Source organism: Streptomyces sp. NPDC002490 (genome assembly GCF_040296045.1).
GTDB lineage: Bacteria > Actinomycetota > Actinomycetes > Streptomycetales > Streptomycetaceae > Streptomyces.
The window spans coordinates 1-24,659 of the sequence record NZ_JBEOWM010000026.1 but is presented as its reverse complement, the minus strand read 5'-3'; the positions used below and the strand labels follow the sequence as shown (position 1 = coordinate 24,659).

General features: G+C 72.6%; 26 protein-coding genes. 19 read left to right on the top strand and 7 right to left on the bottom strand.

All coding sequences use genetic code 11. From position 1 onward, the window contains the following. Positions 1-478: 478 nt before the first annotated feature. Positions 479-1,288 carry a SigB/SigF/SigG family RNA polymerase sigma factor gene (locus ABT092_RS18330; RefSeq protein ID WP_351245006.1) on the top strand — a complete coding sequence of 270 codons (810 nt, stop codon included), beginning with the start codon at positions 479-481 and terminating at the stop codon, positions 1,286-1,288. Here ABT092_RS18330 and ABT092_RS18325 read toward each other — a convergent pair. Continuing rightward, a complete protein-coding gene (locus tag ABT092_RS18325; protein ID WP_351245004.1) occupies positions 1,281-3,020 on the bottom strand; it encodes a dihydroxyacetone kinase subunit DhaK in 1,740 nt (579 codons plus the stop codon). The two genes, ABT092_RS18330 and ABT092_RS18325, sit on opposite strands and share 8 nt — an antisense overlap. 650 nt (positions 3,021-3,670) lie before the next feature. On the opposite strand from ABT092_RS18325, the gene ABT092_RS18320 reads away from it, so the two are divergent. Next, a complete protein-coding gene (locus ABT092_RS18320) occupies positions 3,671-4,360 on the top strand; it encodes an HAD family hydrolase (RefSeq protein WP_351245002.1) in 690 nt (229 codons plus the stop codon). A 103-nt stretch (positions 4,361-4,463) separates the two neighbouring features. Here the strand turns inward: ABT092_RS18320 and ABT092_RS18315 are convergent, their stop codons facing one another. From ABT092_RS18315 to ABT092_RS18305, 3 genes are all read right to left on the bottom strand, one after another. Further along, positions 4,464-4,703, bottom strand: coding sequence for a DUF6479 family protein (locus ABT092_RS18315; protein ID WP_351245000.1), 240 nt, complete (start codon positions 4,701-4,703; stop codon positions 4,464-4,466). A gap of 76 nt (positions 4,704-4,779) precedes the next feature. Then, entirely contained in the window at positions 4,780-5,289 is a 510-nt protein-coding gene (locus ABT092_RS18310) for an STAS domain-containing protein (protein ID WP_351244998.1), read from the bottom strand. Positions 5,290-5,568: 279 nt separating this feature from the next. After that, entirely contained in the window at positions 5,569-6,513 is a 945-nt protein-coding gene (locus tag ABT092_RS18305; protein WP_351244996.1) for a helix-turn-helix transcriptional regulator, read from the bottom strand. A 301-nt stretch (positions 6,514-6,814) separates the two neighbouring features. Between ABT092_RS18305 and ABT092_RS18300 the strand changes: the two genes are divergently transcribed. The 9 genes from ABT092_RS18300 (at position 6,815) to ABT092_RS18260 (ending at position 13,096) form a co-directional block, all read left to right on the top strand. Continuing rightward, on the top strand, positions 6,815-7,972 hold the full coding sequence (locus tag ABT092_RS18300) for an ANTAR domain-containing protein (RefSeq protein ID WP_351244994.1): 1,158 nt from the start codon (positions 6,815-6,817) through the stop codon (positions 7,970-7,972). Between the two features lie 188 nt (positions 7,973-8,160). Continuing rightward, positions 8,161-8,334 (top strand): CsbD family protein, encoded by a 174-nt coding sequence (locus ABT092_RS18295; RefSeq protein ID WP_351244992.1) that lies wholly within the window; start codon positions 8,161-8,163, stop codon positions 8,332-8,334. A gap of 153 nt (positions 8,335-8,487) precedes the next feature. Then, positions 8,488-8,670 (top strand): DUF6131 family protein, encoded by a 183-nt coding sequence (locus ABT092_RS18290; protein WP_351245118.1) that lies wholly within the window; start codon positions 8,488-8,490, stop codon positions 8,668-8,670. A 36-nt stretch (positions 8,671-8,706) separates the two neighbouring features. Further along, positions 8,707-8,991 (top strand): hypothetical protein, encoded by a 285-nt coding sequence (locus ABT092_RS18285; RefSeq protein ID WP_351244990.1) that lies wholly within the window; start codon positions 8,707-8,709, stop codon positions 8,989-8,991. A 78-nt stretch (positions 8,992-9,069) separates the two neighbouring features. Next, entirely contained in the window at positions 9,070-9,291 is a 222-nt protein-coding gene (locus tag ABT092_RS18280) for a CDGSH iron-sulfur domain-containing protein (RefSeq protein ID WP_351245116.1), read from the top strand. Continuing rightward, positions 9,288-10,268: an iron-containing redox enzyme family protein gene (locus ABT092_RS18275; protein ID WP_351244988.1), complete on the top strand. Its 981-nt coding sequence runs from the start codon at positions 9,288-9,290 to the stop codon at positions 10,266-10,268. Before ABT092_RS18280 ends, ABT092_RS18275 begins: the two co-directional genes overlap by 4 nt. 765 nt (positions 10,269-11,033) lie before the next feature. After that, positions 11,034-11,474 (top strand): RNA polymerase sigma factor sigma-70 region 4 domain-containing protein, encoded by a 441-nt coding sequence (locus ABT092_RS18270; RefSeq protein ID WP_351244986.1) that lies wholly within the window; start codon positions 11,034-11,036, stop codon positions 11,472-11,474. Between the two features lie 64 nt (positions 11,475-11,538). Then, complete coding sequence (locus tag ABT092_RS18265) at positions 11,539-12,078, top strand: hypothetical protein (protein ID WP_351244984.1); 540 nt, start codon at positions 11,539-11,541, stop codon at positions 12,076-12,078. A gap of 199 nt (positions 12,079-12,277) precedes the next feature. After that, positions 12,278-13,096 (top strand): SAM-dependent methyltransferase, encoded by an 819-nt coding sequence (locus ABT092_RS18260; RefSeq protein WP_351244982.1) that lies wholly within the window; start codon positions 12,278-12,280, stop codon positions 13,094-13,096. A gap of 15 nt (positions 13,097-13,111) precedes the next feature. Here the strand turns inward: ABT092_RS18260 and ABT092_RS18255 are convergent, their stop codons facing one another. Together ABT092_RS18255 and ABT092_RS18250 are read right to left on the bottom strand one after the other, a co-directional pair. Further along, positions 13,112-14,047 (bottom strand): DUF5753 domain-containing protein, encoded by a 936-nt coding sequence (locus ABT092_RS18255; protein ID WP_351244980.1) that lies wholly within the window; start codon positions 14,045-14,047, stop codon positions 13,112-13,114. A gap of 90 nt (positions 14,048-14,137) precedes the next feature. Continuing rightward, positions 14,138-14,371, bottom strand: coding sequence for a DUF397 domain-containing protein (locus tag ABT092_RS18250; protein ID WP_351244978.1), 234 nt, complete (start codon positions 14,369-14,371; stop codon positions 14,138-14,140). A gap of 336 nt (positions 14,372-14,707) precedes the next feature. Here ABT092_RS18250 and ABT092_RS18245 point away from each other — a divergent pair, with 336 nt between their 5' ends. Beyond that, a complete protein-coding gene (locus ABT092_RS18245; protein WP_351244976.1) occupies positions 14,708-15,097 on the top strand; it encodes a DUF2267 domain-containing protein in 390 nt (129 codons plus the stop codon). A 59-nt stretch (positions 15,098-15,156) separates the two neighbouring features. On the opposite strand, the gene ABT092_RS18240 is transcribed toward ABT092_RS18245, so the two are convergent. Next, entirely contained in the window at positions 15,157-15,393 is a 237-nt protein-coding gene (locus ABT092_RS18240; RefSeq protein WP_351244974.1) for a DUF6480 family protein, read from the bottom strand. Positions 15,394-15,635: 242 nt separating this feature from the next. Between ABT092_RS18240 and ABT092_RS18235 the strand changes: the two genes are divergently transcribed. The 7 genes from ABT092_RS18235 to ABT092_RS18205 all read left to right on the top strand — a co-directional run bounded on the left by ABT092_RS18235 (position 15,636) and on the right by ABT092_RS18205 (position 24,471). Beyond that, positions 15,636-16,181 (top strand): type 1 glutamine amidotransferase domain-containing protein, encoded by a 546-nt coding sequence (locus ABT092_RS18235; RefSeq protein WP_351244972.1) that lies wholly within the window; start codon positions 15,636-15,638, stop codon positions 16,179-16,181. A 70-nt stretch (positions 16,182-16,251) separates the two neighbouring features. After that, positions 16,252-16,941 carry a HemK2/MTQ2 family protein methyltransferase gene (locus ABT092_RS18230; protein WP_351244970.1) on the top strand — a complete coding sequence of 230 codons (690 nt, stop codon included), beginning with the start codon at positions 16,252-16,254 and terminating at the stop codon, positions 16,939-16,941. Positions 16,942-17,454: 513 nt separating this feature from the next. Beyond that, positions 17,455-18,399, top strand: coding sequence for an ABC transporter permease (locus tag ABT092_RS18225; RefSeq protein ID WP_351244968.1), 945 nt, complete (start codon positions 17,455-17,457; stop codon positions 18,397-18,399). Continuing rightward, positions 18,396-20,378, top strand: a complete 1,983-nt coding sequence (locus ABT092_RS18220) for a dipeptide/oligopeptide/nickel ABC transporter permease/ATP-binding protein (RefSeq protein WP_351244966.1) — start codon at positions 18,396-18,398, stop codon at positions 20,376-20,378. The genes ABT092_RS18225 and ABT092_RS18220 overlap by 4 nt, the downstream gene beginning before the upstream one ends. Next, complete coding sequence (locus tag ABT092_RS18215; protein ID WP_351244964.1) at positions 20,375-21,421, top strand: ABC transporter ATP-binding protein; 1,047 nt, start codon at positions 20,375-20,377, stop codon at positions 21,419-21,421. The genes ABT092_RS18220 and ABT092_RS18215 overlap by 4 nt, the downstream gene beginning before the upstream one ends. A 96-nt stretch (positions 21,422-21,517) precedes the next feature. Beyond that, complete coding sequence (locus tag ABT092_RS18210) at positions 21,518-23,086, top strand: ABC transporter substrate-binding protein (protein WP_351244962.1); 1,569 nt, start codon at positions 21,518-21,520, stop codon at positions 23,084-23,086. Positions 23,087-23,136: 50 nt separating this feature from the next. After that, positions 23,137-24,471 (top strand): amidohydrolase family protein, encoded by a 1,335-nt coding sequence (locus ABT092_RS18205; protein ID WP_351244960.1) that lies wholly within the window; start codon positions 23,137-23,139, stop codon positions 24,469-24,471. Positions 24,472-24,659: the final 188 nt, after the last annotated feature.

Sequence of the window (24,659 nt, the reverse complement as noted above, 5' to 3'; positions counted from 1 at the left end):
CAGCGGTCCGTCCGTGCGGGAGCGGTCCGGGGCCCCGGACCGTGCCGCCCCGCCGGCTCCCCGCCGGCTGGCGCCGCTGCTCCCGGTCCGGGCTCGGTCCTCGCGGCACGGTGCCTCCTCCTCGTTCCCGCCGTCATCCCCATGGAGGGCGGGCGTCCCGCCGGCCGCAACCGCGGGGACTCCGGGTGGGGGGTACCGCCACCCGGACGGGCATCCGGTGGCGCCTGCCGCGGGCGGCCGGTCCGCTCCGCCGGCGACGACTCGGCCACGGACGGTCACCCCGTGCGTGCGCGGATGCGGGGGTGACGGGAGTTTGCCAGGGTGGAAGGAGGGCAAGCGCGCAAGCACGTGCTTCGACACCCAGGCACCGAGCCGGGGCCGGGCAGCGGCGGGTGCGCACCGCATCCGCTCCCGCCGGCACCACCTGCTGGTGCGCCCCCGGACCGAGCGTGACACGCCCTGTCAAGGAGTAGGTCCCATGAGCACGCCCCTTTCCCCGACGGTTCGCCGTGCCCATCCCCATGACGACGCCCCGGACACCGCCGCGGCCTTCCGCCTGCTCGCGTCCCTCCCCACCGGCACCGAACGCTCCCGGGTGCGCGAGGAGGTGACCCGGGCCTGGCTGCCGATGGCGCACCGGATCGCCGCCAAGTACCGCAGCAAGGGCGAGCCCCTCGACGATCTGCGTCAGGTGGCCGCGCTCGCCCTGGTCAAGGCCGTGGACCGGTACGACCCGGACCGGGGGTGCGCCTTCGAGAGCTTCGCCGTGCCCACCATCACCGGCGAGGTCCGCCGCCACTTCCGCGACCACTCCTGGACCCTGCGGGTTCCGCGCCGGGTCCAGGAACTCCGCAACCGGGTGCGCACCGCCCGTCAGGAACTCGGCGGGGACGGCGACGAACCCGCCGTCGCCGCCCTCGCGGAACGCACCGGGCTGGCCGAGGACGAGGTCCGCGAGGGGCTCCTCGCCCTGCACGCGCACAGCACGCTGTCCCTGGACGCACCGGTGAACGGGAGCGGCGACGCCCCCGCCGGCGGATCGGTGCTGGCGGACACCTACGGGGAGCCCGACCCCGGGCTGGACACGGTGGTGGACCGGGAGGCGGTCCGGCCGCTGCTGTCCCGGCTGCCGGAGCGCGAGCGGCGGATGCTCTACCTGCGGTACTTCCGCGATCAGACCCAGGACCGGATCGCCGCCGAGTTCGGCCTCTCGCAGGTGCACGTCTCCCGCATCCTCTCCACCACCTGCGCGAAGCTGCGCCGGGACGCCCTGAGGGAGGTCAGCTGACGTCCTCCGCACCGCCCCGGGCGATGCGGGGCAGGGACGGCAGGTCGCCGGCGGGGAGGGGCTCGTGGACGCGGGCCAGAGCGGTGAGGACGAGGGCGACGGCGACCGCGCCGGGGTCCGGACGGCCCTCGCTGTACCCGTCCGCGTAGCTGGCCCTGCCCCGGCGTGCGGTCAGGGCCGCGGTGGCGTGTGCCCCGGCGATGGCGGCGCGGGCGGCTGCGGTCAGGGCCCGCTCCGGGCCGGCGAGCGGTGTCGCGGCCAGGGCGTCGGCCGCCGGGGCGAGGGCGTCGACCAGCGTGCAGTCCCCCGGCGCGGCGCCGCCGATCGTGGTGATCCGGGACAGCGACCGGCGCAGGGCGGTGGCCAGTGCCGGCACGTCGGGCGGGGTGCGATCGGCGACGGGGGCCAGCGCGGTGAAGAGCACGCCGAACAGGGGGCCGCTGGTGCCGCCGACGTGGTTGCGGAAGGTGTCGGCGAGGGCCTCGGTGCCCGCCGCGCCGCTGCGGTCGGCGAGGCCCACCGCCGCCGTGACACCGCCGCAGAAGTTGTCGCCGAAGTCGCCGTCCCCGGTCGCCCGGTCGAGTTCGGTGAGTTCGGCGTGGGAGAGCCGGCTGATGCGGTGGAGTTCGTCCAGGAAGGCGCGCGCCCCCCGCTCCGCGCGGGGCGGGGCGGGCGCGTCCCACCGGGAGGTGACGGAGGTGCCGTGGGCCGGGGGGAGCGCGGTGGTGCGGAAGGCGGCCGCGCCGGGGAGGCGCAGGGGCGTGTCGGTGGGCAGGTCCCACAGTCCGGCCCAGCCGGGTGCCAGGGCGGTCAGGGTGAGGGTGAAGCCGGCCATGTCGAGGGCCGAGATGTACGTCCCCACGGCCAGGGCGTGCACCCGGGCGCCCCGGTTCACCAGGTGGCGGTGGGCCAGGGCGCCGACGGCCCGGAGTTCCAGCTCGCTGGTGCCGCCGAGTCCGGACACCACGACGACGACCCCGTGGGTACCGGGACGCACGTGCTCCAGCAACTCGTCGAGCATGCGGGCGACGAGTTCGTCGGTGCCGACCTCGGCGATGGTGCGGGCCGCTCGTTCGCCGTGGATGCCGATCCCGAAGTCGAAGTGACGGGGGTCGAGGCGGAAGGAGGGCGAGCGGTCCCCGGGCGAGGTGTGGGCCCGTGCGCAGACGGCGAGGCTGCGGGAGGCACCGGCCACCCGGGTGCCGAGTTCGGCGAGGCCGTCCAGGTCGGCCCCTTGGTCGGCCAGGGCCCCGAGGAGCTTCTCCACCACCACGGTGGCACCGGTGCCGCGCCGCCCGACCGCGGTGTGCTCGGTGGCGAGGTCGTCGTCGACGACGACCTCGGCGACCGGGATGCCCGCGGCCCGGATCTGGTCGGCGGCGAGCGCGAAGTTGATGCGGTCGCCGGTGTAGTTCTTCACGATGTGCACGACGCCGTCGCGTTGCCCCAGCGAGGCCGCGGCGTGCGAGGCCGCCACGATCTGCGCGTTGCCCGGTGAGGTGAAGACCGGTCCGGGGACCACCGCGTCGAGTCCGCCGCGCCCGAGGAGGCCGGTGTGCAGGGGTTCGTGACCGGCTCCGCCGCCGGCCACCAGGGCGATGCGGCGCTGTGGAGCCGGTCTCGACGCCAGGAGGTACAGCGGTTCGACGCACAGGCCGATGCCGGGGTGGGCGAGCGCGAGTCCCTGGCAGGCAGCCAGGACCGCCTCGTCGTCGGGCAGGAAGTAGCTCATCGTGCCTCCGTACGGGTGAGGCGACGGGGTCGGATCCGCGTCCGTGCCGCACCGGCTGCCGCGGCCACGAGGACGGCTGCCGCGCGGCACCTCCACAGGGAAGATCCTAAGCCGAATCCCCTAGAAGGCGACAAAACAGACGGCCATTGGAGGGACCGGCGGGAATGCGGGCCGATCCGAGGCGGCGACTCGCGCCGGGATGCACGATTCGCCCCCCACCCCCGGGGCGCCCCTCCCGCGCACTTCATCGGATGGACCGACCGTCATTCCGCAACACGCCCACGTGGGAGTGAATCACACCGGCGGATCAGTAGGCACACCCCAACCACTACTACCCACCTTCACCTTCCGTAACTGGCTTCACAATTCCCCTGAGGAGCAACAGTTCTGACGTGGCATCACACGGGAACCTCACACCCCGCCCGACTTGAAGAATCATTTCTCCTTGATTTTTCATGGAAGATCCACATTCAATGCCACATTGCCCCCTCGTTTTTGTCTCCGTACCGTCAAGCGGGACGCCCGAGAGGAACATCCTTCCGGAGCGGCGAATCATCCCACCCCCACCCCTCCTGAACAGGGAATACCCCTGTCTTCGCATGCCCGTCACGGCTGTTCGCGCATGCGATCCTCATGAAAGGGAACCCCGCATGACCGTTTCTGCTGTCCTTTCCACAGCCCCCGCGGCCGTGGTGTTCGACTGTGACGGAACCCTGGTGGACAACGAGTCCCACTGGCAGTTGGCGCGCGTCCACGCGTTCGCCGACTTCGGGCTGAAGGCTCCCCCCGACTTCGCCGCCAAGGCCGCCGGGGTGCACTACGTGGAATGCGGACTCCTCATGGCCGAGGAGGTCGGGAAGCCGGAACTCGCCGAGGAGTTGACGCAGGCCCTGCTGTCGCACTTCACCGCGCTGGCCGACGCGGTGCCGGTCGTCCTGCCGGGTGCGGCCGAGCTGGTCCGGCTGCTCTCGGGGCGGGTCCCGCTCGCCGTCGCGAGCAACTGCCCGGCGGCCGTGGTGGAGGCCAGCCTGGGACGGACCGGGCTGCTGAAGCACTTCGACCACCTGGTGGTGCCCGACGAGGACCTCCGCCCCAAGCCCGAACCGGACCTCTACGCCAAGGCCGCCGAGCTCTGCGGCGCCGAGGGCCCGGCCGCCCTCGCCGTGGAGGACTCCCTCACCGGCATCGAGGCCGCGCACCGGGCGGGACTCAAGGTCATCGGGGTCGGGGAACCGGCGCCGGCGCACCGGGGCACCACCGCGGACTGGTGGGTGGATGGCCTCGACGACCCCGACCTGGTGACATGGGTGCGATCGTCCCTGACGGACGCACCGGCGTAGTCGGAGACGGGCGGGCGCGGGCCGCCGCTGGCCCCGGTGCGGGCCCGGAGCCGAAGCTCCGGGCCCGCACCGGGATTGGTTGCCGGGGGACACAGGCGGGACCTCAGGCGCGCGGCGGGGGCGGCGGCTCCTCCCGGCCCGGGTCCGCCCGCCGGTGGCTCGGCGGTCGGGGCTGTTCCTCGGGACGGGGCGGCGGACCCTCGCGGCGGCGCCGACGGATGCCGCGCTGCACCATCACGATCAGCAGGGTCACGACCGCCGCGCCCGCCAACAGGAGCCCGAGGGTGCCCGCGACGCCGTCCGTGGCGGCGAGCGGCAGGACAGGAACGTTCGACGGGGTCATGGGGAGCGGGTACCCGTGAACCCGCCGGCCATGGCACCGCTCCGGGCCCCGGTCGCGGCGGACGGCCCCGGCCCGTTCACGGGACCGTGCGCTGCACCGCCGCGCAGAGCAGGGACGCCAGCCCCGCGAAGCCCGCGGCGGTGACCACCGCCCGCCAGGACACCGCCCGGTGACGGCCCCGGCCGTCGCCCCGGGGAGCCGGCCGGACCGCCCGCGACCCCGGGCGGCGGCCGGACGGCGCCCCGGCGGCACGGGGGACGGTCCGGGCGACGGGCGTTCCGGTCAGGGACAGGAACCGCGCGACCGGTGGCCGCAGGACACCGGTGAACTCCACCGGCACGCCCTGGCGCGCCCCGGCGGCCCGGGCGGCCTCCAACAGGCCGAACCCCGCGCTGTCCAGGAAGGTGACGGCGGTGAGGTCGACGGCGATCGCCTCGGGTCGGCACCAGCGGCAGAGGGCGAACGCCGCTTCCAGGTCCTCCCGGCAGCTGACGTCCAGGTCGCCGGAGAGTCGGAGGACCACGTGCTCGTCGCCGTCGGCGGGGCTTCCCGTGAAGACGGCGGAGTAGCCGAACGCCACCGTCACGGAGCACCGCCGGGTGCTCGACGGACGCGGCAGGCCGCCGTCGCGGTGACCGGGGCGGGCCCGGGGGAACGGCCGCCCCGGGGGGCGGACAGGGGGGTGCTCATGGGATCTCGCTCCTTGCACGGGGTTCTTCGCCTCGGGGGGAGAGCGGTCCCGGTCGCGCCGCACACACCGGGCGGCCGGAACCGGTTCCAGGAGTGTGCCTGCGTTCCCAAGCACGGCTCACGTGTGCCCCGGAAGCAATGCTTCAAACCATCCGCCTCATCCGTACCGTCCGGTTCAGGCCCGTAGGGTGTGGGACGGACGACGACCGTAGGCGGCCCGGTACTCCCGGGCGAACCGACCCGGGTGGGCGAAGCCCCACCGCGCGGCCACGGTGGTGACCGTGACGCCCCGACCCGGGCCGGCCCGCAGTAACTCCTCGTGCGCGGCGGCCAGCCGCACCCGGCGCAGGTACCTCATCGGCGTGGTGCCCAGGTGCCGGCGGAAGGCGTACTGGAGGGCGCGGGTGGTCACGTGCGCCGCGGCGGCGATGTCCGCGACGGTCAGTTCGCGGTCGGCGTGCGCCTCGATGTGGGCGACGGCACGACGCACCGTCAGGGGGTGCGCGTCCCGGCGGTCCCGGGCCGTCTCCTCGGTGGGGGCGGTGTGGGGGAAGGCGCTCAGCACGCTCGCGGCCAGGTACTGGGCCGCCGTGGACAGGACCAACGGCTGGTCGTGGAGATCGGGTGCGTCCAGGACGTGGTCCCGGAGGTGGGTGATGATCCCCTGGAGCCTGCGGGCGGCCTCCTCGCAGCGGGGACGGTGACCGGTCAACCGCACCGCGTCGGGCTCCCGGTCCGAGGCCGCCGAGGCGACCTGGGCCAGCAGTTCGGGGGCGATGAGCGTGACGTGGTAGCGGGCCCGGTCCACCCGACCGCGGTAGGGCTCGTCCGGTGGGGCCAGGGAGAAGACGTCTCCGGGGCCGTAGGTGTCGGCGGGGGCCGAGGCGGCGTGGTCCCGGATGAAGCCGGTGTGCATGCTGCACAGACCGATCCGGCCCAGCGGCCCCACCTCGTAGCTCATCTCGAAGTTCATCTGCACCAGGTCCACGCTGACCGACGCCGAGGCGTGGCGCGAGATCCGTGCGTGGCTCTCGGCGGGCGTGCTGCTGCCGATCCTCATCGCGGCGTACGCCCGGCTCAGGAACTCCTCCGTTCGCTCCAGGTCATCACTTTCGAACATCAGCGCGCCCATGCTGACCGGCTCCCCACCCTCACGCTCGTGTGCGCCGGGAGGGCGCGTGCCGAGGCTCACGCTACGCGTGTCACTTCCCGGACCCGACGCGTCTCCCGGCCGGTGGGAGCGCGGTGCCCGGGAGGTGGCTGCGCGACCGGAGCACCACCCGCCACGTGCGGGCCTTCGTTTTTCGACCCGAGTGGCGAAAGGTCTTCGCGCTCGGTACTCGTGGGCCCGCCGGGCGCCGGAGAGGGTGGGAGCCGTCCCCGGGGCCCCTGGCCCCCCGTTCGTCCGGAGGCCGCTCGTCATGTCCCCCCACCGCATCCCCCTTCCCTGCGCCCAGGTGGTGCTCCTGCCCGAAGGGGCCGGTGCGCTCTGGGTCCTGCACCTCGCCGGCCCGGTGTCCGCGCCCGAGTGGGAAGCCGTGGCCGCGAGCCGGCCCGGGGACTGCGTCGCGGTGGTCCTCGACCTGGGCGGCACGGCGGCGGGACCCGGTGCAGCCGGGGTGCCGCCCGTCGTGGCGACGGCCCTGGACCGCTTCCCCGGGCGCCTCATCGTCATCGGGGCGCGGCCGGACGGATGGCGGCCCGCCGGCACGGTGTCGACCGCGGCGTCGGTGGCGGACGCGGTCGACCGTTGCCGACGGCCGAGGTGCACCCACCGCCCCCCGCCCGGGTCTCCGGGCGCACCGGCGCCCCTGGAGTCCGGTGCGGTCGACGGGCCGCTCCACCACCTGGTGCGGAAGATGCGGGCGCGCACCGCGGTCGCCCAGGCGCAGGGCGTCCTCCAGGGCCGTTACGCGATCGGGGCGGCGGACGCCCTGGAACTGCTCAAGACCGTGGCGCAGCGGCACAACCTGAAGCTGCGCCACCTGGCATCGGCGGTCGTCGTCGTCAAGGCCCCGCCCCCGCACGGTCCGTGGTTCCCCGGGCGGGGCCGACGGCCGACGCCCCCGGTCCCGCTCGGGGAACGGAGGGCGGTGGCCCTCACCAACCACACCGAGGTCCTCAGCGCCTCGCTGCGCCGGGCGGCGGAGCTCACCGACGCCCCCACCGGCCTGGTCCGGCTGGTCGACCCGCTCACCGGCGGCCTCGTGGTGGAGGCGCACCTGGGTGACGAGTCCGCAGCCCTGGAGATCCGCCGACCGCCGGGGGAGGACGGGGTGCGGGCCGCTCGGCCGGGGGTGCCCGTGACCGTGCTGGACACCGCCCTTCCGGGGGCCGAGGCGCCCTGGGGACGCACCCGGCACGGGGTGGCCCTGGTGGACGGGGGCGGACGGTTCCTGGGAGACGTCTCGGTGTTCCGTCCCGGGCCCCACGGGGTGCTCGCGGCCCCGGCCGCCCGGGGGCTGTGCGCACTCGGTCGCGGGACGGGGGCGTGGTTGACGTGGCACCACCGCACGGTCGTGTTGGACGCCCTGGAAGGACTCCACGCGCGGGCGGTGGCCCTCACCGCCGGACCCTGAACACCGGTTCGCACCTGCTCGCCCGCCCCGGCGACGGGCCTCCCGCCACGGACGGGCTCGCGGCGCGCCGCCCGGGTCGTGCGCGTGCGTTCCGTATGGACGGCGTCCCGGGGGTACCCGGGACGGGACGCGCCGTTGTGCCCCGTGTGGTGCACGGCGATCGAGCGAGAAGGCGAAAGGTGCCGGCGATGGCGAAGAGCGAGAAGGCCCGCGCGAAAGCGCAGCAGGTCAAGGGAAAGGTGCAGAAGGCGGCAGGGCGTGCGGTGGGCAGTGAACGCACCGCCGCCGAAGGGCGGGCGAAGGAGGCCGAAGGCGACGTCCGGGCCGCCAAGGAGAAGACCAAGGACGCCTTCAAGCCCTGACGGCCGTCCGATCCCCTCCGCACCCGCCCGGGTCACGTACCGGACGGGTGCGGGCGCGCCCGGGGCACGTGGCCGCGCCGGTGTCCCGAGGGACCCCGGCGCTCGGTCCGCGCGGGCCCGGGGCGCGCACCGGGAACACGACGAGGTGAATCGATTCGTCTACTCGTACCTGGAGTAATCATGATCGTTCTCGGTGTCGCCCTGCTGGTCGTGGGGCTGCTCACCCAGGTGAGCGTCCTCTGGAGCATCGGCGTCGCCCTCGTGGTGATCGGTGTCGTCCTCTGGCTCCTCGGGGCGGTGGGCCATGCGGTGGGCGGCCGACGCCACTACTGGTAGCGGGCCCGAACGGGACGGGCGACGGAAGGGTGGGCCATGACCGCCGGGTCGCACCTGGTCAGGGACGCCCACGGACGGACCCTCGACCTCGCGGCGGACCGGGCGCAAGCCCCGCAACCGGCGTTGCCCACCGCGCGCGGGGGCTGGGGTCGCGGTGCTCGCGTCGCCCTCGGGGTCGCGGCCTTGCTGGCGGCGGGTCTCCTGCTCTCGGTGCTGCTGCTGGTGGTCCGGGACCTCGTCACCAGTTCGCTGACGAGCGGTCTCGCCGGGCTCCTGGTCCGGACGGTCCTCGGGCCCCGCCGCCGCGAGCGGCCCGGATGACCCGGACGAAGAGGTGTGGGCGCCGGTCCGGTGGGCACCCGGTGTCCACCGGACCCGAGCAACGGTGAGGAGACGACGATCCCCGTGTCCCGTCGAGGTGAGCCCGCTCCCCGCCGCGTCCAGCTGGACCCCGAGGGGCCGCTGCTGGTGGAAGGGCCGGTGGAGGTGTGCACGGACGACGGCCGCAGGGTCGTCTCGCACCGCCCCGTGGTGGCCGTCTGCACCTGCGGACGCAGCGGGATCCTTCCCTGGTGCGACACCAGCCACCGGCGCCGCCCCGCGCGGCGGGACCGTCGATGAGGGGCCCTCGACTCCCCCGGGCCCGCGGCGAGGTGTCGGCGGCGGTCCTCGACCGGCTCGCGGGGAAGCCGGTCCCGCTCCCGGGCCGGACCGCGCTGACGGGCGGCGATCCGTACGGGGAGGACCTCCAGCTCGCGCTCTACGCGCTGTACGAACTGCACTACCGGGGGTTCGAGGGGGTGGACGACCGTTTGGAGTGGGATCCGGAGCTGCTGCGTCTGCGCGCCGACGTCGAGGACGGGTTCCTCGCCGCGCTGACCGCCGACGCCCCGTCCGGCGGAACCGCGGCGGAGGCCCTGGCGGACCTGCTGGTCGAGCCGCCCGGCGGACGGGGCAGCGTCAGCCACTTCCTGCTGCGCGCGGGTGAGCCCTGGCAGGTGAAGGAGTACGTCGCCCTGCGTTCGCTGTACCACTTGAAGGAGGCCGACCCCCACCTCTGGGTGGTGCCGCGACTGCACGGCCGGGCGAAGGCGGGCATGGTCGCCATCGAGTACGACGAGTTCGGTGCGGGACGGGCCGAGGACGTCCACGCCCGATTGTTCGCGGACCTCATGGTCGACCTCGGTCTGGACCCCGCCTACGGCACCTATCTGGACGCGGCACCGGCCGACGTGCTGGCGGTGGTGACCATGATGTCCCTGTTCGGTCTGCACCGGGCCCGGCGCGGCGCCCTCGTCGGGCACTTCGCCGCGGTGGAGGTCACCTCCTCCCCCGGCGCGGCCCGGATGGCCGACGCCCTGCGCCGGTGCGGGGCGGGGCCCGCGGCCCAGCGCTTCTACGACGAGCACGTGGAAGCCGACGCGGTGCACGAGCAGTTGGTGCGCCGCGAGGTCGTCCAGGGGCTCTTGGCCGACGAACCCGAACGGGAAGCGGACCTGGTCTTCGGCGTGCACGCCACGACCTTCTTGGAGGACCGGCTCGGCGCCCGGCTGCTCGACTCCTGGCAACGGGGGCGCACCGCGCTGCGGGCCGGCTGACCGGTCGGAGGCACGGTCAAGACGGCGTCCGTCAGCGCTCCGCGGGCCGGGATCCGCGGCCGCCGCGAGCGGGGCAGTGGCCGCGGATCCCGGCACGCACCCCTCCATACCACCCCGCCGAACCGTTCGCATCCGCACATCTCGCAAAATGCCCGAATGGCGCATGTCCACTGACGACATACCACACCCTCCCTCCGTCCAGGCCAAGTTCACTCTTAAGGATTAATTTAACTACCTTCTTTTTCCTCAACGCGGCCCGTCGAGCGCTTGCCATATTGCGGGACACCCGAGGTGCATATGCAAGAGAGTCGATAACCGCCCAGATTCCATGCGAATCCAAATGAACAAGCGCTTACATTCAATCAACTCTCATCATGACCCATCAAGAGGAGCCAGACATTCGAACTTGACAAACAAACGCTTTCCATGCATCGATATTTCCGTTTCCTCTTCGACGTTTGCTCCGAGGTCAGCAAAGCGAAGGGCAGCCCTACGAAGGGCGGTACGGTCATCGGCACATCAGCCCGCGGCCCGCCCGGTACCGGAAGGCCCGGTACGGCGCCCCGCCGCCCGATCCACGAGGAGATCCACCACCGTGCGCCATTCGTTCCGCGAAGCAGCCGCGCCTTCCGTCCCCACGGTCCGCGCGGTGCGCGGAGGACGCCGGGACGACACCGGGCCGCTACCCGGCCGACCCGAACCGAACGGCTGCCGCCGGCCCCGGTCGAGGCAGAGCTGACGGCTGGCCCGCGTAGCCCGCGCACCGTGCCCGACGCCCTGCCGTCCCCGGACCCCGGGGACCGCCCGCCGCCCTCCACCCGTCGACACGACTACCAGGCGTTCCGCACGCTGGCCCGCCCCGTCTACCTCCGCTACGCCCAGGCCCGGCTGGGCCAGGAGGCCGTCGCGGTCGCGGAGGAGGCGCTCACCTCGATCGCCGTGCGCTGGACCGCTCTGCTCAGCAGCCCCAACACCTTCGCCTCCGCCTGGCAGATGCTGCGCCACACGGTCACCGGTGAGGCCGCCCGCCGTCAGTGCAAGGACTCCCCGCTCTACCGGCTGCTCCCGCCGGCCCACGCCGATGCGGTGCTCCTCTCCCGCGACCTGCGGATGACGCCCTCGAAGATCGCGCAGATCACGGGCACGTCCCCCTCGGCCGTCCGCGCGCTGATCGCCCATGCGGAGCGCTCACGACCGCCCTACTGATCCCCTCGTGAGTCCGGCATCCGGAAGAAGGCCCACGACGTGACAAGGAGTTCGCCCCACCGGCGTGCCCCGGTCCATCGGTTTCACTGAGGTGCGGGGAGGCATCCCCATCCGCCTCCCGGAACACGCGAGCAGAGCAGGAGCCACGGCAACGGACGCCCCCTTCGTCGGGCACGACCCGGTCGCGGTCCTCCTCCTGGCCTTCGTCGGGCTGGTCACCCCCGCGAGTCTGGGCGTCTTGGGCCTCGTGCGCACCGTGCGCGGCGAACACCGCGGGCTGGCGGCGAGGTTACGGACGGCCGGCAGCCTGGCCTTCACCGGCGCGGTGGGCGCGTACACATGGGGCATGCTGCATCTGGCCATGCTCGACGAGAGCGCCCAGGCCGACGCCTGCCACGAGGCACTGGGCAGGGCACTCGTCGGCTACGAACCGACCTACGTTCCCCTCGCGTTCGGATGCGTGGCCGACAACGGCAGGACCTACGACGCGGCCGTGCCCGGCTACGTGAATCCCCTCGCCGGCCTGCTGGGCATCTCGGCCTTCTTCCTGACCGTCTTCGGCTTCGCCGAAGCGCACCACGACAAGAAGGACGACGACAGGTGACGGCCCCCGTCCCGTCGCACCAGGCAGTGCCCCCGGGGCGGGAGCCCATCCAGGGGCGCCCCGGGACGCCCGGCGCTCCGGTACCGCCACTGCGTGCGCCCGGCGCGCCCCTCCGACCTCGCTGACAGGCCCCAACCCTCCTACTAGCATGGGCACTTCACATCTCACGCCCTGTTGCACGAGGAGTTCTGGGGGTCGCATGGGTCAGGGAGAGCAGTCCGGTGCTCCTCGGGTGGACACGCACACGCCGAGTGTCGCCCGCATGTACGACTGGCTGTTGGGGGGTGTCGACAACTACCGGTCCGATCGCGACGCCTGCGCGGAGTTGCTGGAGATCGTGCCGGACTCGCAGGCCCTGGCGCTGAACAACCGCGCCTTCCTGCGCCGGGTGGTGCGGTTCCTCGCCGAGGAGACCGGCATCCGACAGTTCCTCGACCACGGCTCCGGGCTGCCTACCCTGGACAACGTCCACGAGATCGCCCAGCGGGTGGATCCCGCCTCCCGGGTCGTCTACATCGACAACGACCCGATCGTGTCCGCCCACGGCCGGACCCGACTGGAGCAGAACCGACAAACGGCCGTGGTCCAGGCCGACATGACCGACACGGCGGCGATCTTCGCCCACGACGAGGTGCGCCGGCTCATCCGCCCCGACGAGCCCACCGCCGCGCTCTTCGTCTCGGTCCTGCACTGCCTGAAGGACGAGCAGGTGCTCCCCATGCTCCACCGGGTGAAGCGCGAACTGGCGCCCGGCAGCATCTTCGTCATCTGTCAGCTCGTCAGCGAGCGGGCCGACATCCGCGACCGGGTCACCGGGCTGATGGCGGACGCCACCCACGGCTCCTGGGGCCGGGTGCGCGCCAAGGCCGAGGTGGCGGCCTACTTCGACGACCTCGGCGTGACGGTGCGGGAGCCCGGACTGGTCAACGTCACCACCTGGCGTGCGGACACCGAGGTCGTCCCCCGGCAGCGCACCGACGACTGGGAGGAGTGGGGCGGCATCGCCCTGCTGCCCTGAACCGGGCGGGGGAGTTCAGCGCTCCCCCGCCTCCTTCTCCCGTACGAGTCGCCGCATCAGGTGCGCGCTGTCCTCCCAGGACAGCGCCAGGCCCATGGCCCGCTCCATGCGGGCCCGGTACTTCTCCAGCCTGGTCTCGTCGGTGCAGTAGTCGGCGCCGTCGATCTTCTCCACGTAGACCACCTGGACCTGCTGCGGCCGGTCGGGCAGGACCAGGTGGGTGAACGCGAGGGGAGCCGGCGCCCGCAAGCCCCCGTCGCGGGGGATGACCCGGATGGAGATCCCGTCGGTCTCCGCGAGGTCGAGGAGACGGCGCAGTTGCCCGGCCATCACGGCGTCGTCGGCCACGGACCAGTGCAGCGCCCTCTCGTCCATGATCACCAGGAGTTCGGCCCCTCCCGCGTCGCGGAAGTCGGCCCACCGGTTCCGGCGTGCGAACACGTGTCGCTCCACGAGCGCCTCGTCCGCCCGCCCGTCCTCGTCGGCCAGTTCCGACAGGATCATGGCCCGGGCGTACTCAGGGGTCTGCAACAGCCCGGGGACGGCGTAGGGCTCGTAGGAGAACACGCGCACGGCCCGCTGTTCCAACCTCACCAGCCGGCGCAGGAAGCCCGGGGTGACGTCGCTGTACTCCTTCTTGCCCTGGTCCCTGCGCACCCGTCGAAGCAGTTCGTTGATCTCGGCGCGCTCGTCGGCCGGGGACCCGTACCCCTCGACCAGGTCCCACACATCGCGTTCGGAGACGGCGCTCTCGGCCCGCTCCATCCTGCTGACCTTCGACGCGGAGCCCCGGATGAAGGCGGCGGCCGCCTCCAGCGTGAGACGCCGTTCCTCCCGCATCCGCCGCAACTGGGCGCCCAGCAGCAGGGCCGGCGGATCGTCCCGCCGGTCCCGGTGCAGCGGGAGGACACGAGCTGTCGAAGGCGAACGATCGTACGGTTCGGCGGGCATGGGACTCCTCGACGTCACGAGCCATCGACACACAGTATTCCAGCGCCCGAGTCCACACGTCCGCCGAACTAACCTTCTCTCGGATGCAGTTCAGGACACCAATCCGTCGAACTCGCCCCGCTTCACCCCGGCGAGGAAGGCACGGGCCTCGGCGGCGGTGTAGATCAGCGCCGGGCCCGAGGCGTCACGGGAGTTGCGCACCGCGATCCCGCCGCCCGGTAGGGACGCGACCTCCACGCAGTTGCCGATGCCCTGGCTGTCGCTGCTCTTGACCCAGGTGACGCCCTCGATCTCGGTCGCGTCGACACCGTTGACGAACTCCATGCGGTCCCCTCCCGGAAGGTGCCCGCCCTCCTCCGGCCCTCTTCCACGGCGCGGAATGTGCACGAGCACGTGATGGCGAATCCCATCTGCAAGCGATGGAATTCTTCAGATGCAAGGATCCTAGTGGCGTCCCTTCATCGATCAGATCACCCGGAAGGGTGTTCATCGAAGTGTTTTCAGCCTCCCTGCTCACACACGTCACCCGAGCAACTGCCGGCCCGCGCGTTCGCCTCCGGACCCGGACCACGGCATGCGGGACGCCTGCGTTTCTGCGACGTTGTTCCCGTCCGCAACGCAGTAGGGCCCGGGGCCCGTCCCAGAGGAGGCGCGTTCGCCATGTCCGACGACGCATTTCTCACCCGTGTGCGGGAGCGGGGTGAGTACACCAGCCGCGAGGAGGCTGCGGTGGTCAGCCACGCGGTGCTCGCCGTGCTCGCGCAGCACCTCGGACGCGAAGGGGCCGGACGGATCGTCTCGTGGCTCCCCGACCGGCTGGCCAAGACGGTGAGCGCGTCCGGCGCGGCGAAGGCCGAAGGGCTGGGGGCGGAGGAGTTCTGCGGTCGGGTGGCCGGGCACACCGGGGTCCGGCCGCGCACCCCCCAGTGGGACATCCACGCCGTCCTGTCCACGGTCGCCGGGGTCCTCTCCCCCGCCGAGCGGGCGGTCTTCCGCAGTCGGCTCCCGCACGGGCTGATGCCGCTGCTCGACCCGGAGCCACCGGGGTGAGCGACGGGCGCCGGGGGCGGCCCCACGACGTGCCGCCCCCGCACCGCGCTCCGCGGGCGTCAGAGCGCGAGGGTAAGGGCGTAGACGAGGAAGAACGCGGCGAAGACCAGCGCCACGATCAGGATCAGCGTCAGGGGGAGAGCCGCCCATCCCCGTTCGGTGTCCTCCCGGGGCCCGGTGGCCGGGCCGGTGCCGGACTCGGCGGGGGGGGTCTCCCCCGGCGGCACTCCTCCTCGGGGATCGGGGCGCGCACCCGGGACGGGCTCGCCGGGATTCCTGCCGTTCGCATCGTTCATGCCGTTCATGCCGCCCGAGTACCCCGCATCGTCCGGACGAAAGGCCCCTTCCCGGCATCCGCACCGGGGCGGGGACGGGCACCCCCGGTACTCGACGGTCCACGGACGGCGACGCCCCGTTCCGCGGCACTGGCCCGCCCCGGCCCGGGTACCCGTCCGGTCGGGGCCGCCCCGCCTCCCCCCGGACCGGGTAGGCGGCAGCACCCGTCCGGCGGCCCCGTCGCGGAGAGGAGTGAGGAGACGTGAGGATCGCCTTCCTGGTCGCCCCCGAGGGCATCGAGCAGGTCGAGTTGACGGAGCCCTGGCAGGCCGTGATCGACGCGGGGGACGTCCCGTCGCTGATCTCGACCGCACCGGGCCGGGTCCAGGCGTTCCACCACCTCGACCGGGGCGACACCTTCCCCGTCGACCAGGTGGTGGACGGGGCCGACCCGAGGGAGTTCGGGGCGCTGGTCCTGCCCGGCGGGGTGGCCAACCCGGACGTCTTGCGCACGGACGACACCGCGGTCGCGTTCGTGCGCTCGTTCTTCGATTCGGGCAAGCCGGTGGCGGCCATCTGCCACGCGCCGTGGACCCTCATCGAGGCCGGCGTGGTCACCAGACGCACCCTGACCTCCTGGCCCAGCCTGCGCACCGACGTCCGCAACGCCGGCGGCACCTGGGTCGACGAGCCCGTCCACGTGAGCCGCGCCGGCCCGAACACCCTGGTCACCAGCCGCAAGCCCGACGACCTCCCGGAGTTCACCCGCGCCTTCACCGAGGAGTTCGCACGGGCGGGCACGGTCTGAGCCGCCCGGCACCGGGCCGGCGGCCAGGCGCGCGGGGTCCGGGGCGACGCATCGAGTCGGGAGGACCCGCATGACGGCCCCCTCCACGAGCGGCACGACCGGGGCGCTGCCCTCCGTCGTCGTCCTGCCCGGCGTCTACGCCCCGCAGCACGACACCAGGTTGTTGGCCGCCGCCATGGCCCGGGAGGACGTTCCCCCGGGCGTCCGGGCCCTGGACCTGTGCACCGGCAGTGGTGCGCTGGCCGTGGCGGCGGCTCGCCGAGGTGCCCGGGTGACGGCGGTCGACCTCTCCCGCCGAGCGGTGTGGAACGCCCGGTTCAACGCCCTGGTGGCCGGGCGGCGCATCCGGGTGGTGCGCGGCGACCTGGGCACCGGGCTCGGGGCCGAGCGGTTCGGGCTGGTCATCAGCAACCCGCCGTACGTTCCCGCCCCGTGCGAGGTGACCGCGTCCCACGGGGCGGCCCGGGCCTGGGACGCGGGGACGCACGGGCGGAGCCTGCTGGACCGGATCTGTGCCGACGCGCCGCGCCTCCTGTCCCCGGGCGGGCTGTTGCTGGTGGTGCACTCCGGGCTCTGCGGAACGGACGAGACGCTGTGCCGGTTGCGGGCCGCCGGTCTGCACGCGGGCGTCAGCGAACGGGCCCGGGTGCCCTTCGGCCCGGTGTTGCGCCGTCGACGGGAGTGGCTGTGCGCCCGCGGTCTGCTGGAGCCCGCCGCGGTGCACGAGGAGTTGGTGGTCGTCCGGGCCCGGCGTCCCTGAGCGGGCGCCCAGGCCCGGTGCGCACGCACCCGCTGCGGGTGCGCAGGAGCGGTTCGGTGCTCACGCCCGGGTGCGGCGGGCAACTCCCCTGGCGCTACCGACCAGTAAGGTCCGGCGGGCCGTCCGCGTACCCATCGCCCGCCTCCCTCCGTCCGGGGGTGCCGTCGCGACGTCCCCGTCACACGAGGCTAGCCCAGGACCCCGGCGTCCGGAAGGGCCTCCGGGGCGCACGCCACCACCTCGGCCGGAGCCTCCGCGAGGGCGGTCGAGACCTCGCGTTGGATACGAAGAGGTCTCAAAGTTTCGAAACATCGTTGACTCCTCGAATGTGAAACGGTTACACATGTGGTCATTCCGCAAAAGAGCCGAGCTCCTCGCGGACTGACACAAAGGAGTGGCCATCGTGGAAGTGGCATGCGAGCGCGGCGACGCAGTCGATGCGCGCAGGAGCCCGGGACGGATCGTGCGCGGTGGCGCACGGCCGTGGACGGCGGGGCGGGGCGGGGCGGAACGATGACCAAGTTCGTTCTCGGAAGAATCGTTTCTGCGCTGCCCACGCTGTTCCTGGTGTCGCTCCTGGTGTTCATGCTGGTCCGGCTGACGGGCACCGACCCCGTCGCCCAGATCCTGGGCGAGGGAGCCGGACAGGACCAACGGGACGAGCTCTCGCGCCAGCTGGGTCTCCAGGAGCCCCTCTGGCAGCAGTTCACCGACTGGCTCGCCGCCGCCCTCCAGGGCGACCTGGGAGCCTCGCTGTACACCGGGGTCCCGGTGGCCGAGTCCATCTCGCAGCGCCTCGGCATCACCCTCTCGCTCTCCCTGGCCGGCATGGCGGTGGCCCTGCTCGCCGGCATCCCGCTCGGGCTGCTGGGCGCCCTGCGTCCCGGTTCGGTCCCCGACCGGCTGCTGACCGTGCTCGTCGCCCTGGGCCTGGCCCTGCCGAGCTTCTGGGTGGCGCTGCTGCTGGCGCTGACCTTCGCGGTCGAGTTGGAGTGGCTGCCCGCGGTCGGATACACCCCGCTCGGCGAGGATCCCGGGATGTGGGTGCAGAGCCTGGTGCTACCGGCGCTGGCGCTCGGACTGAGCACCGCCTCCGTGGTGGCCCGGCAGACCCGTAGCGCCACCATCGAGGCGCTGGAGTCGCCCTACGTCCAGTCGCTGCGCGCCCGCGGGGTGAGCCGGCGGCGCATCGTCCTCAAGTACGCCACCAAGAACGCCATGGTCCCGGTGCTCGCGGTGCTCGCGGTGCAGATGTCCGTCCTGGTCGCGGCGAGCTTCGTGATCGAGCGCATCTTCGCCATCCCCGGCCTGGGGACCCTGCTCATCGACAGCGTGGTCCGCGCCGACTACCCGGTCCTTCAGGGCTCGATCGTCGTCGTCGCCCTGATCGTGCTGGGCGTCAACCTCGCCGTGGACATCCTCTACGGCATCGTCAACCCGAAGGTGAGGCCGCAGTGACCGCCGCAACCATCGGCGAGAAGCCCCCGGGCACCGAGGGTGCCGCACCGGGTCGGGCGCGCCGCAAGCAGGCCGGCGTCCTCAGCCGGACCGTCCGACAGCCGATCGCCGTCATCTGTCTCGCGCTGTTGCTGATCCAGGTGCTGGTGGCCCTGACCGCTGGCTTCGTCGCCCCGCACGACCCCATCCAGCCCGATGTCTCCAACCGCTTCCAGGGCCCGAGCGCCGAGCACCTCCTCGGCACCGACGACCTGGGACGCGACATCCTCTCCCGGCTGATCTACGGCACCCGCACGGCCCTGATCGCCGCCTTCCAGAGCGTCGGCATCGGTGTGGTCCTCGGCGTCGGCCTCGGCCTGCTCGTCGGCTACCTCGGCGGCTGGTGGGACCGGATCGGGATGCGCATCGCGGACGTCATGCAGGCCATCCCGGCGCTGCTGATGGCCCTGGCGCTGGTCGCGATCATCGGCAACGGCCTGGTCAAGGCCATGTTCGCGGTGGGCCTGGTGTTCGCGGTGAGCTTCATGCGGATCACCCGGGCCGTGGTGCTCGCCGAACGCGAGCGGCTCTACGTGGACGCCGCCCGGGTCTCGGGGCTGCGCACGCCGGCGATCATGCTGCGGCAGATCCTGCCCAACATCGCCGCCCCGGTGATCGTCCAGGCGTCGATCGCCCTGGGCACCGCCCTGTTGATCGAGGCGATGCTGAGCTTCCTCGGCGTCGGCATCGACACCACCCAGGTGAGCTGGGGCGGCATGCTGGACGCCTCCCGCGCCCACTTCGCCGACGAGCCCATGCTCGCGGTGTACCCGGGTGTGGCGATCACCCTGAGCGTGCTGATGTACAACCTGCTGGGCGACTGCCTGCGGGACGCCACGGCCCGGCGCACGCCCTTCACCCGCAAGCACCGCAAGGCGTTCGCCGCGCTCAAGGCGACCCGGGCGGCCCAGGCCGCCGAGGCGAAGGCGACCGCTCCGCTCACCGCGGTGAAGGCGGTCGGCGCGGAAGCTCCGCTGCTGCGGATCGAGGGACTGACCGTCACCGCCATCCAGACCCCCGGCGGCCCCGCGGACCTGGTCTCCGAGGTCAGCTTCGACATCGCCCGCGGCGAGGCGTTCGGCCTGGTCGGCGAGTCCGGCTCGGGCAAGTCGATCACCGCGTCCACGCTCCTCGGCCTGCTGCCGCGGGGGGTGGAGGTCTCCGCCGGCTCGGTGACCCTGGACGGCACCGAACTGGTCGGGCTGAGCGAGCGGGAGTGGGGGGCGATCCGCGGCAAGCGGATCGGCATGGTGTTCCAGGACCCCATGTCCGCGCTCTCCCCCGTGCACACCATCGGGGACCAGCTCGTGGACGGCATCCGCGCACACAGCGACATGTCGCGCGGCCAGGCCAGGGAACGGGCGGCCGAACTGCTCTCGCTGGTCGGCGTGCCCGACCCGCAGCGCCGGCTGGCCGACTACCCGCACCAGTTCTCCGGCGGCATGGCCCAGCGCGTGGTGATCGCCGCGGCGCTGGCCAGCGAGCCCGAACTGCTGGTGGCGGACGAGCCGACGACCGCGCTGGACGTCACCATCCAGGCGCAGGTGCTGGAGCTCCTGTCCGACCTGCGGGAGCGGCTGAACATGTCGCTGCTGATCATCACCCACGACCTGGGCGTGGTCGCCGACGTCTGCGACCGGGTGGGCGTGATGTACGCCGGCCAGGTGGTGGAGGTCCGCGACGTGCGCGGGGCGCTGGGCAAGCCCAAGCACCCCTACACGGAAGCCCTGCTGAGCGCGATGCCGCAGGGCAGCGTGGGGGGCGCCGAGCTGGCGACGATCCCGGGCCGGGTTCCGGCGGCCTGGGAGTGGCCGCAGGGCTGTCGCTTCAACCCGCGCTGCGAGTACGCGACCGCCGCCTGCACTTCGGGGCCGGTGCCGATCACTGACGGGGTCCGTTGCGTGCGGGCCGGGGAACTGCGTCTGGTGGGAACGAAATGAGCGCCAACGAACCACTGTTGTCCGTGGACAACCTCAGCGTCCGGTACGGCCTGGGGCGGGGCATGACGGGCCGACGGCGCTCGTTCACCGCGGTGCGCGACGTCAGCTTCACCATCGGCAGCGGACGCACGCTGGGACTGGTGGGCGAGTCCGGCTCGGGCAAGAGCACCATCGGCCGGGCGATCCTGCGGCTGGCGCCCGTCTCCGAGGGCACGGTCGTCTTCGACGGCCAGGACATCTCGGGGTTCGGCCGACAGACCCCGCTGTCGTACCGCAAGGACGTGCAGGTCGTCTTCCAGGACCCGCTGTCGTCCCTGAACCCCCGGCAGACGGTCGCGACCATCATCGGTCAGACCATCGCCCGGCACCGCCCCCTCTCCCGGGCCGCCCTGGACAAGGAGGTCGCCCGGGCGCTGGACGACGTGGGACTCTCCGCGTTCCACGGCGACCGGATGGCGAGCGAGTTGTCCGGCGGACAGCGCCAGCGGGTGGCGATCGCCCGGGCCCTGTCCGTGCGGCCGAAGCTCATCGTGTGCGACGAGCCGGTCAGCGCGCTGGACGTGAGCACCCAGAGCCAGGTCATCAACCTGCTGATGGAGCTCCAGCGCGAGTACGGCATCAGCTACCTCTTCATCGCCCACGACCTCGACGTGGTCCGTCACGTCAGCCACGACATCGCAGTCCTGTACCTGGGGCGGATGGCGGAGAGCGGTCCGGCGGAGGCGGTGCACGGCGATCCCGGGCACCCCTACACCCACATGTTGATGGCCTCCTCGCTGGTCACCGACCCGGACGAGCAGGCCGAGCGGTCGCGGCTGCGCCGCGAGTTGACCGGCGGCAAGGCGGAACCGCCGAGCCCCCTGGATGACAAGCCGGGCTGCCCCTACCAGAACCGGTGCCGCTGGGCCACGGACCTCTGCCGCACCGAGACCCCACGGCCGGTCTCCCTCCCCCTGCCGCAGGTTCCCGCCGCCGGCTCCGGGGAGCGACTGGTGGCCTGCCACCACGCCGAAGAGGTCCGCGGATCGCGGACCGCTGCCTGACCCCCTCTCCCCCCGCACCTCCTGCGCGGCGGGCCGCTCCCCGCCGCGCAGCTCACCCACCTAGGGCCCTCGGACCCTCGAAAATCGGAGAGCACCATGAGCAAGACCACGCCCGTCTCCTTCACGGGGCGGTCATCACGCCGCAGGAGCCGTCAGGTCTACCCCGCCGTCGGGGTCGCCCTCGCCATCGCCGTCGTCTCCGCCTGCGGTTCGGGCGACAGCAGCAGCAGCGGTGGCGGCGCGAAGGGCACCGGCGGCAAGGGCATGGCCCGCTTCGGCGTGGCCGTCCCGCTCAACGACTGGGAGACCATCGACCGCGCGAACAGCACCTACACCGCCCTCGTCTACGAGGGACTGGTGGGGCTCGCGAAGGACGGCGTCACCATCGAGCCGAAGCTCGCCAAGTCCTGGAAGGAGACGGCGAAGGAGATCACCTTCCAGTTGGAGAAGGGCGTCGTGTTCCAGGACGGCACCCCCTTCGACGCCGCCGCGGCGGTGAAGAACCTCGAACGCATGAAGGCCAGCAAGGGCCAGTGGACCTCGGTGATGGCCCCGGTCACCGCCATCGAGGCGGTGGGCACCGACCAGGTCAAGATCAGCCTCAAGTCCCCGGCGCCCAACCTGGTGCCCAACCTGGCCCGGAGCCAGGGCTACATGATCTCGCCGAAGGCGCTGGACGCCGGCGACTGGGCGAAGAAGCCCTCCGGCACCGGGCCGTTCGTGTACGACGCGGGGGCCTCCGTCGCGGGTTCCAAGGTGGTGGCGAAGGCGTTCGACAAGTACCGCGACGCCAAGGACCTCAAGGTGGGCGGGGTCGAGGTGCACTTCATCAACGACCCCGACTCGCTGATGAACGGACTGCGCAGCGGTCAGCTGGACATCGCCTACACCACGGCGCCCTACGTCGAGCGGGCCAAGCAGAACGACCTGTCCCTGCTGACGTACAAGCAGTCCATCTTCCACCTGCTGATGTACGACACGGAGGGCGTGTTCGCCGAGCCGAAGGTGCGGCAGGCCATCTGCACCGCGATGGACCCGCAGGAGATCGTGGACGCCCAGTTCAACGGCATGTCCAAGGTCCACCAGCAGCGCATGGGCGAGGGGCAGCAGGGCTACAACCCCTCGGTCAAGGGCTACCCGCACGACGTCGAGGCGGCGAAGAAGCTGATGGCCGAGGCGGGCAACCCCAAGGTCAGCTTCACCCTGCCGACCTACGACATCCAGCGCACCGTGGCCGAGCTGTTCCGCGACCAGATGAAGCAGATCGGCGTGGACGTCAAGCTCGACATGATGACGTGGGGCCAGTACTACACGGTCTACAACAACGGCAAGTACCCGGCCGCCATCATGGCGGACTTCGGTGACGCCAGCGTCTACGACTACTACCTGTACAAGTTCGGTCCCAGCGGCGCGGGCAACCCCAAGAAGAACGCGTACCCCGAGCTGGACAGCGCCGTGGAGCGCGCCCTCGCGGCGCCGGACGCGAAGGCCGCGGACAAGGCGTGGCAGGACATGACGAAGACCATCAACGACCAGGCGCTCGACTGCGGTTTCCACGAGGCGCAGTCGTTCTGGGCCTACAACGGCAAGACCGTGGACAACGTGCAGGGCACCCCGACGCTCCCCTCCGTGATCCGGTACTGGGAGCTCGAATCCAAGCGGTAGTCCCCGCCCGTTCCGTCCCACCCCGCTCTTCACCCACAGGAGTTGACACGATGCCGTCGAGCATCCTCATCAAGAACGCGACCGTCGTCACGATGGACCCGCAGATCGGCACCCTGGAGAACGCGGACGTGCTGGTCCGCGACAACCGGATCGAGGCCATCGGCACCGGGCTGGCGGGCCCGGCGGACAAGACCATCGACGCCACCGGGAAGATCGTCATCCCGGGCATGGTGGACACCCACATCCACATGTGGCAGCAGCCGCTGCGCGGCATCGCCTCGGAGCTGTGGACCCACGACATCTACAAGAACGTGGTCTCGCGCGCCCGGGAGGACTTCAGCCCGAAGGACTACGAGACCGCGGTGTACGCCTGCGGCGTCGAGATGATCGACCGGGGCATCACCGGTGCGGTCGACTTCGCGCACGGGCTGCTCACCCGGGAGCACGCCGAGTCGGTGTTCGCCGCGCACCACCGCACCGGGCAGCGGGTGCTCATGGGGTACGGACTCACCCTCGGCTACGCGCTGGACGGCCAGCGCTACCCCGAGCGCGACCTCGACGAGAAGTTCGAGCACATCGCGGAGTTGAGCAAGACCGTGGTGACCGGCGAGGACGCCCTGGTCCAGCTCGGGGTCGGCCTCTCGGAGATCGAGGCCGTCGGCATGGAGCGCTTCAAGCGCGAGGTCGAGTTCGCCCGTTCGCTGGGGCTGCGCTCCACGCTGCACCAGAACGCCCCGCACCAGCTGCGCGACATGCGGGACGAGGGGCTGCTGGGCAGCGACCTCATCCCGGTGCACGTGAACGCCGCCTCGGACGAGGAACTCGCCATGGTCGCCGAGGCGGACATCGCGATCTCGGTGACGCCCGAGGTCGAGGTGTCGGTGGGGCGCTCGCTGACCGTCCTCAACCGGGCGATCAAGCAGGGCGTCAAGCTCTGCATCGGCACCGACACCCCCGCCCGGGTGCCGCTGGACCTGTTCTCGCAGCTGCGGATCAGCAACACCCTGATGCAGGCCCAGGACGCCCTCCAGGCGCGGGACGGCGGCCGGCTGCCGCTGAACCCGCGGGAGAACCTGGCGACCCTCAAGCCGGGCGAGCTGCTGGCCACCACGACGGTGAACCCGGCGTACGCCTTCGGCCTCGGGGACAGCCTGGGCACGCTCGCCCCGGGCAAGCTGGCGGACCTGGTCGTCATGAACAGCGGTCGCTTCAGCCCGCTGGTCGGGGACCCGGCGGCCTACGCGGTGATCTTCGGTACCTCCGCCGACGTCGAGACGGTCCTGGTGAACGGGGTCGTCCGCAAGGAGGAGGGGCGCCTGGTGGGCGTCGACGAGGAGGCGCTGATGGAGTCGCTGGTCGAGCTCAAGTCCCGGGTCACCGGCTGACGGTGAGGGACTGACCGCGTCGGACGGCCGACGGCTCTTGGGGGGCCGTCGGCCGTTCGGCGCGCCCGGACCGAACGGCCGCACACGCGGGAGCGGGGCGGGGCCCCGGGGGGTGCCGGGCCCCGGCCCCCGGTGCGGGGCGGGCCGAAGAAGTGCCGCGGGGCGGGCCGGGCCCCCGGGGGCGCCGC

Bases quoted from the DNA above. Each gene is read 5' to 3' on its own strand.
- ABT092_RS18325 (WP_351245004.1), bottom strand. From the start codon at position 3,020: ATGAGCTACTTCCTGCCCGACGACGAGGCGGTCCTGGCTGCCTGCCAG.
- ABT092_RS18225 (WP_351244968.1), top strand. From the start codon at position 17,455: ATGACCAAGTTCGTTCTCGGAAGAATCGTTTCTGCGCTGCCCACGCTG.
- ABT092_RS18260 (WP_351244982.1), top strand. From the start codon at position 12,278: ATGGGTCAGGGAGAGCAGTCCGGTGCTCCTCGGGTGGACACGCACACG.
- ABT092_RS18240 (WP_351244974.1), bottom strand. From the start codon at position 15,393: ATGAACGATGCGAACGGCAGGAATCCCGGCGAGCCCGTCCCGGGTGCG.
- ABT092_RS18230 (WP_351244970.1), top strand. From the start codon at position 16,252: ATGACGGCCCCCTCCACGAGCGGCACGACCGGGGCGCTGCCCTCCGTC.
- ABT092_RS18295 (WP_351244992.1), top strand. From the start codon at position 8,161: ATGGCGAAGAGCGAGAAGGCCCGCGCGAAAGCGCAGCAGGTCAAGGGA.
- ABT092_RS18315 (WP_351245000.1), bottom strand. From the start codon at position 4,703: ATGACCCCGTCGAACGTTCCTGTCCTGCCGCTCGCCGCCACGGACGGC.
- ABT092_RS18275 (WP_351244988.1), top strand. From the start codon at position 9,288: ATGAGGGGCCCTCGACTCCCCCGGGCCCGCGGCGAGGTGTCGGCGGCG.
- ABT092_RS18250 (WP_351244978.1), bottom strand. From the start codon at position 14,371: ATGGAGTTCGTCAACGGTGTCGACGCGACCGAGATCGAGGGCGTCACC.
- ABT092_RS18330 (WP_351245006.1), top strand. From the start codon at position 479: ATGAGCACGCCCCTTTCCCCGACGGTTCGCCGTGCCCATCCCCATGAC.
- ABT092_RS18205 (WP_351244960.1), top strand. From the start codon at position 23,137: ATGCCGTCGAGCATCCTCATCAAGAACGCGACCGTCGTCACGATGGAC.
- ABT092_RS18245 (WP_351244976.1), top strand. From the start codon at position 14,708: ATGTCCGACGACGCATTTCTCACCCGTGTGCGGGAGCGGGGTGAGTAC.
- ABT092_RS18300 (WP_351244994.1), top strand. From the start codon at position 6,815: ATGTCCCCCCACCGCATCCCCCTTCCCTGCGCCCAGGTGGTGCTCCTG.
- ABT092_RS18210 (WP_351244962.1), top strand. From the start codon at position 21,518: ATGAGCAAGACCACGCCCGTCTCCTTCACGGGGCGGTCATCACGCCGC.
- ABT092_RS18215 (WP_351244964.1), top strand. From the start codon at position 20,375: ATGAGCGCCAACGAACCACTGTTGTCCGTGGACAACCTCAGCGTCCGG.
- ABT092_RS18285 (WP_351244990.1), top strand. From the start codon at position 8,707: ATGACCGCCGGGTCGCACCTGGTCAGGGACGCCCACGGACGGACCCTC.
- ABT092_RS18320 (WP_351245002.1), top strand. From the start codon at position 3,671: ATGACCGTTTCTGCTGTCCTTTCCACAGCCCCCGCGGCCGTGGTGTTC.
- ABT092_RS18305 (WP_351244996.1), bottom strand. From the start codon at position 6,513: ATGTTCGAAAGTGATGACCTGGAGCGAACGGAGGAGTTCCTGAGCCGG.
- ABT092_RS18255 (WP_351244980.1), bottom strand. From the start codon at position 14,047: ATGCCCGCCGAACCGTACGATCGTTCGCCTTCGACAGCTCGTGTCCTC.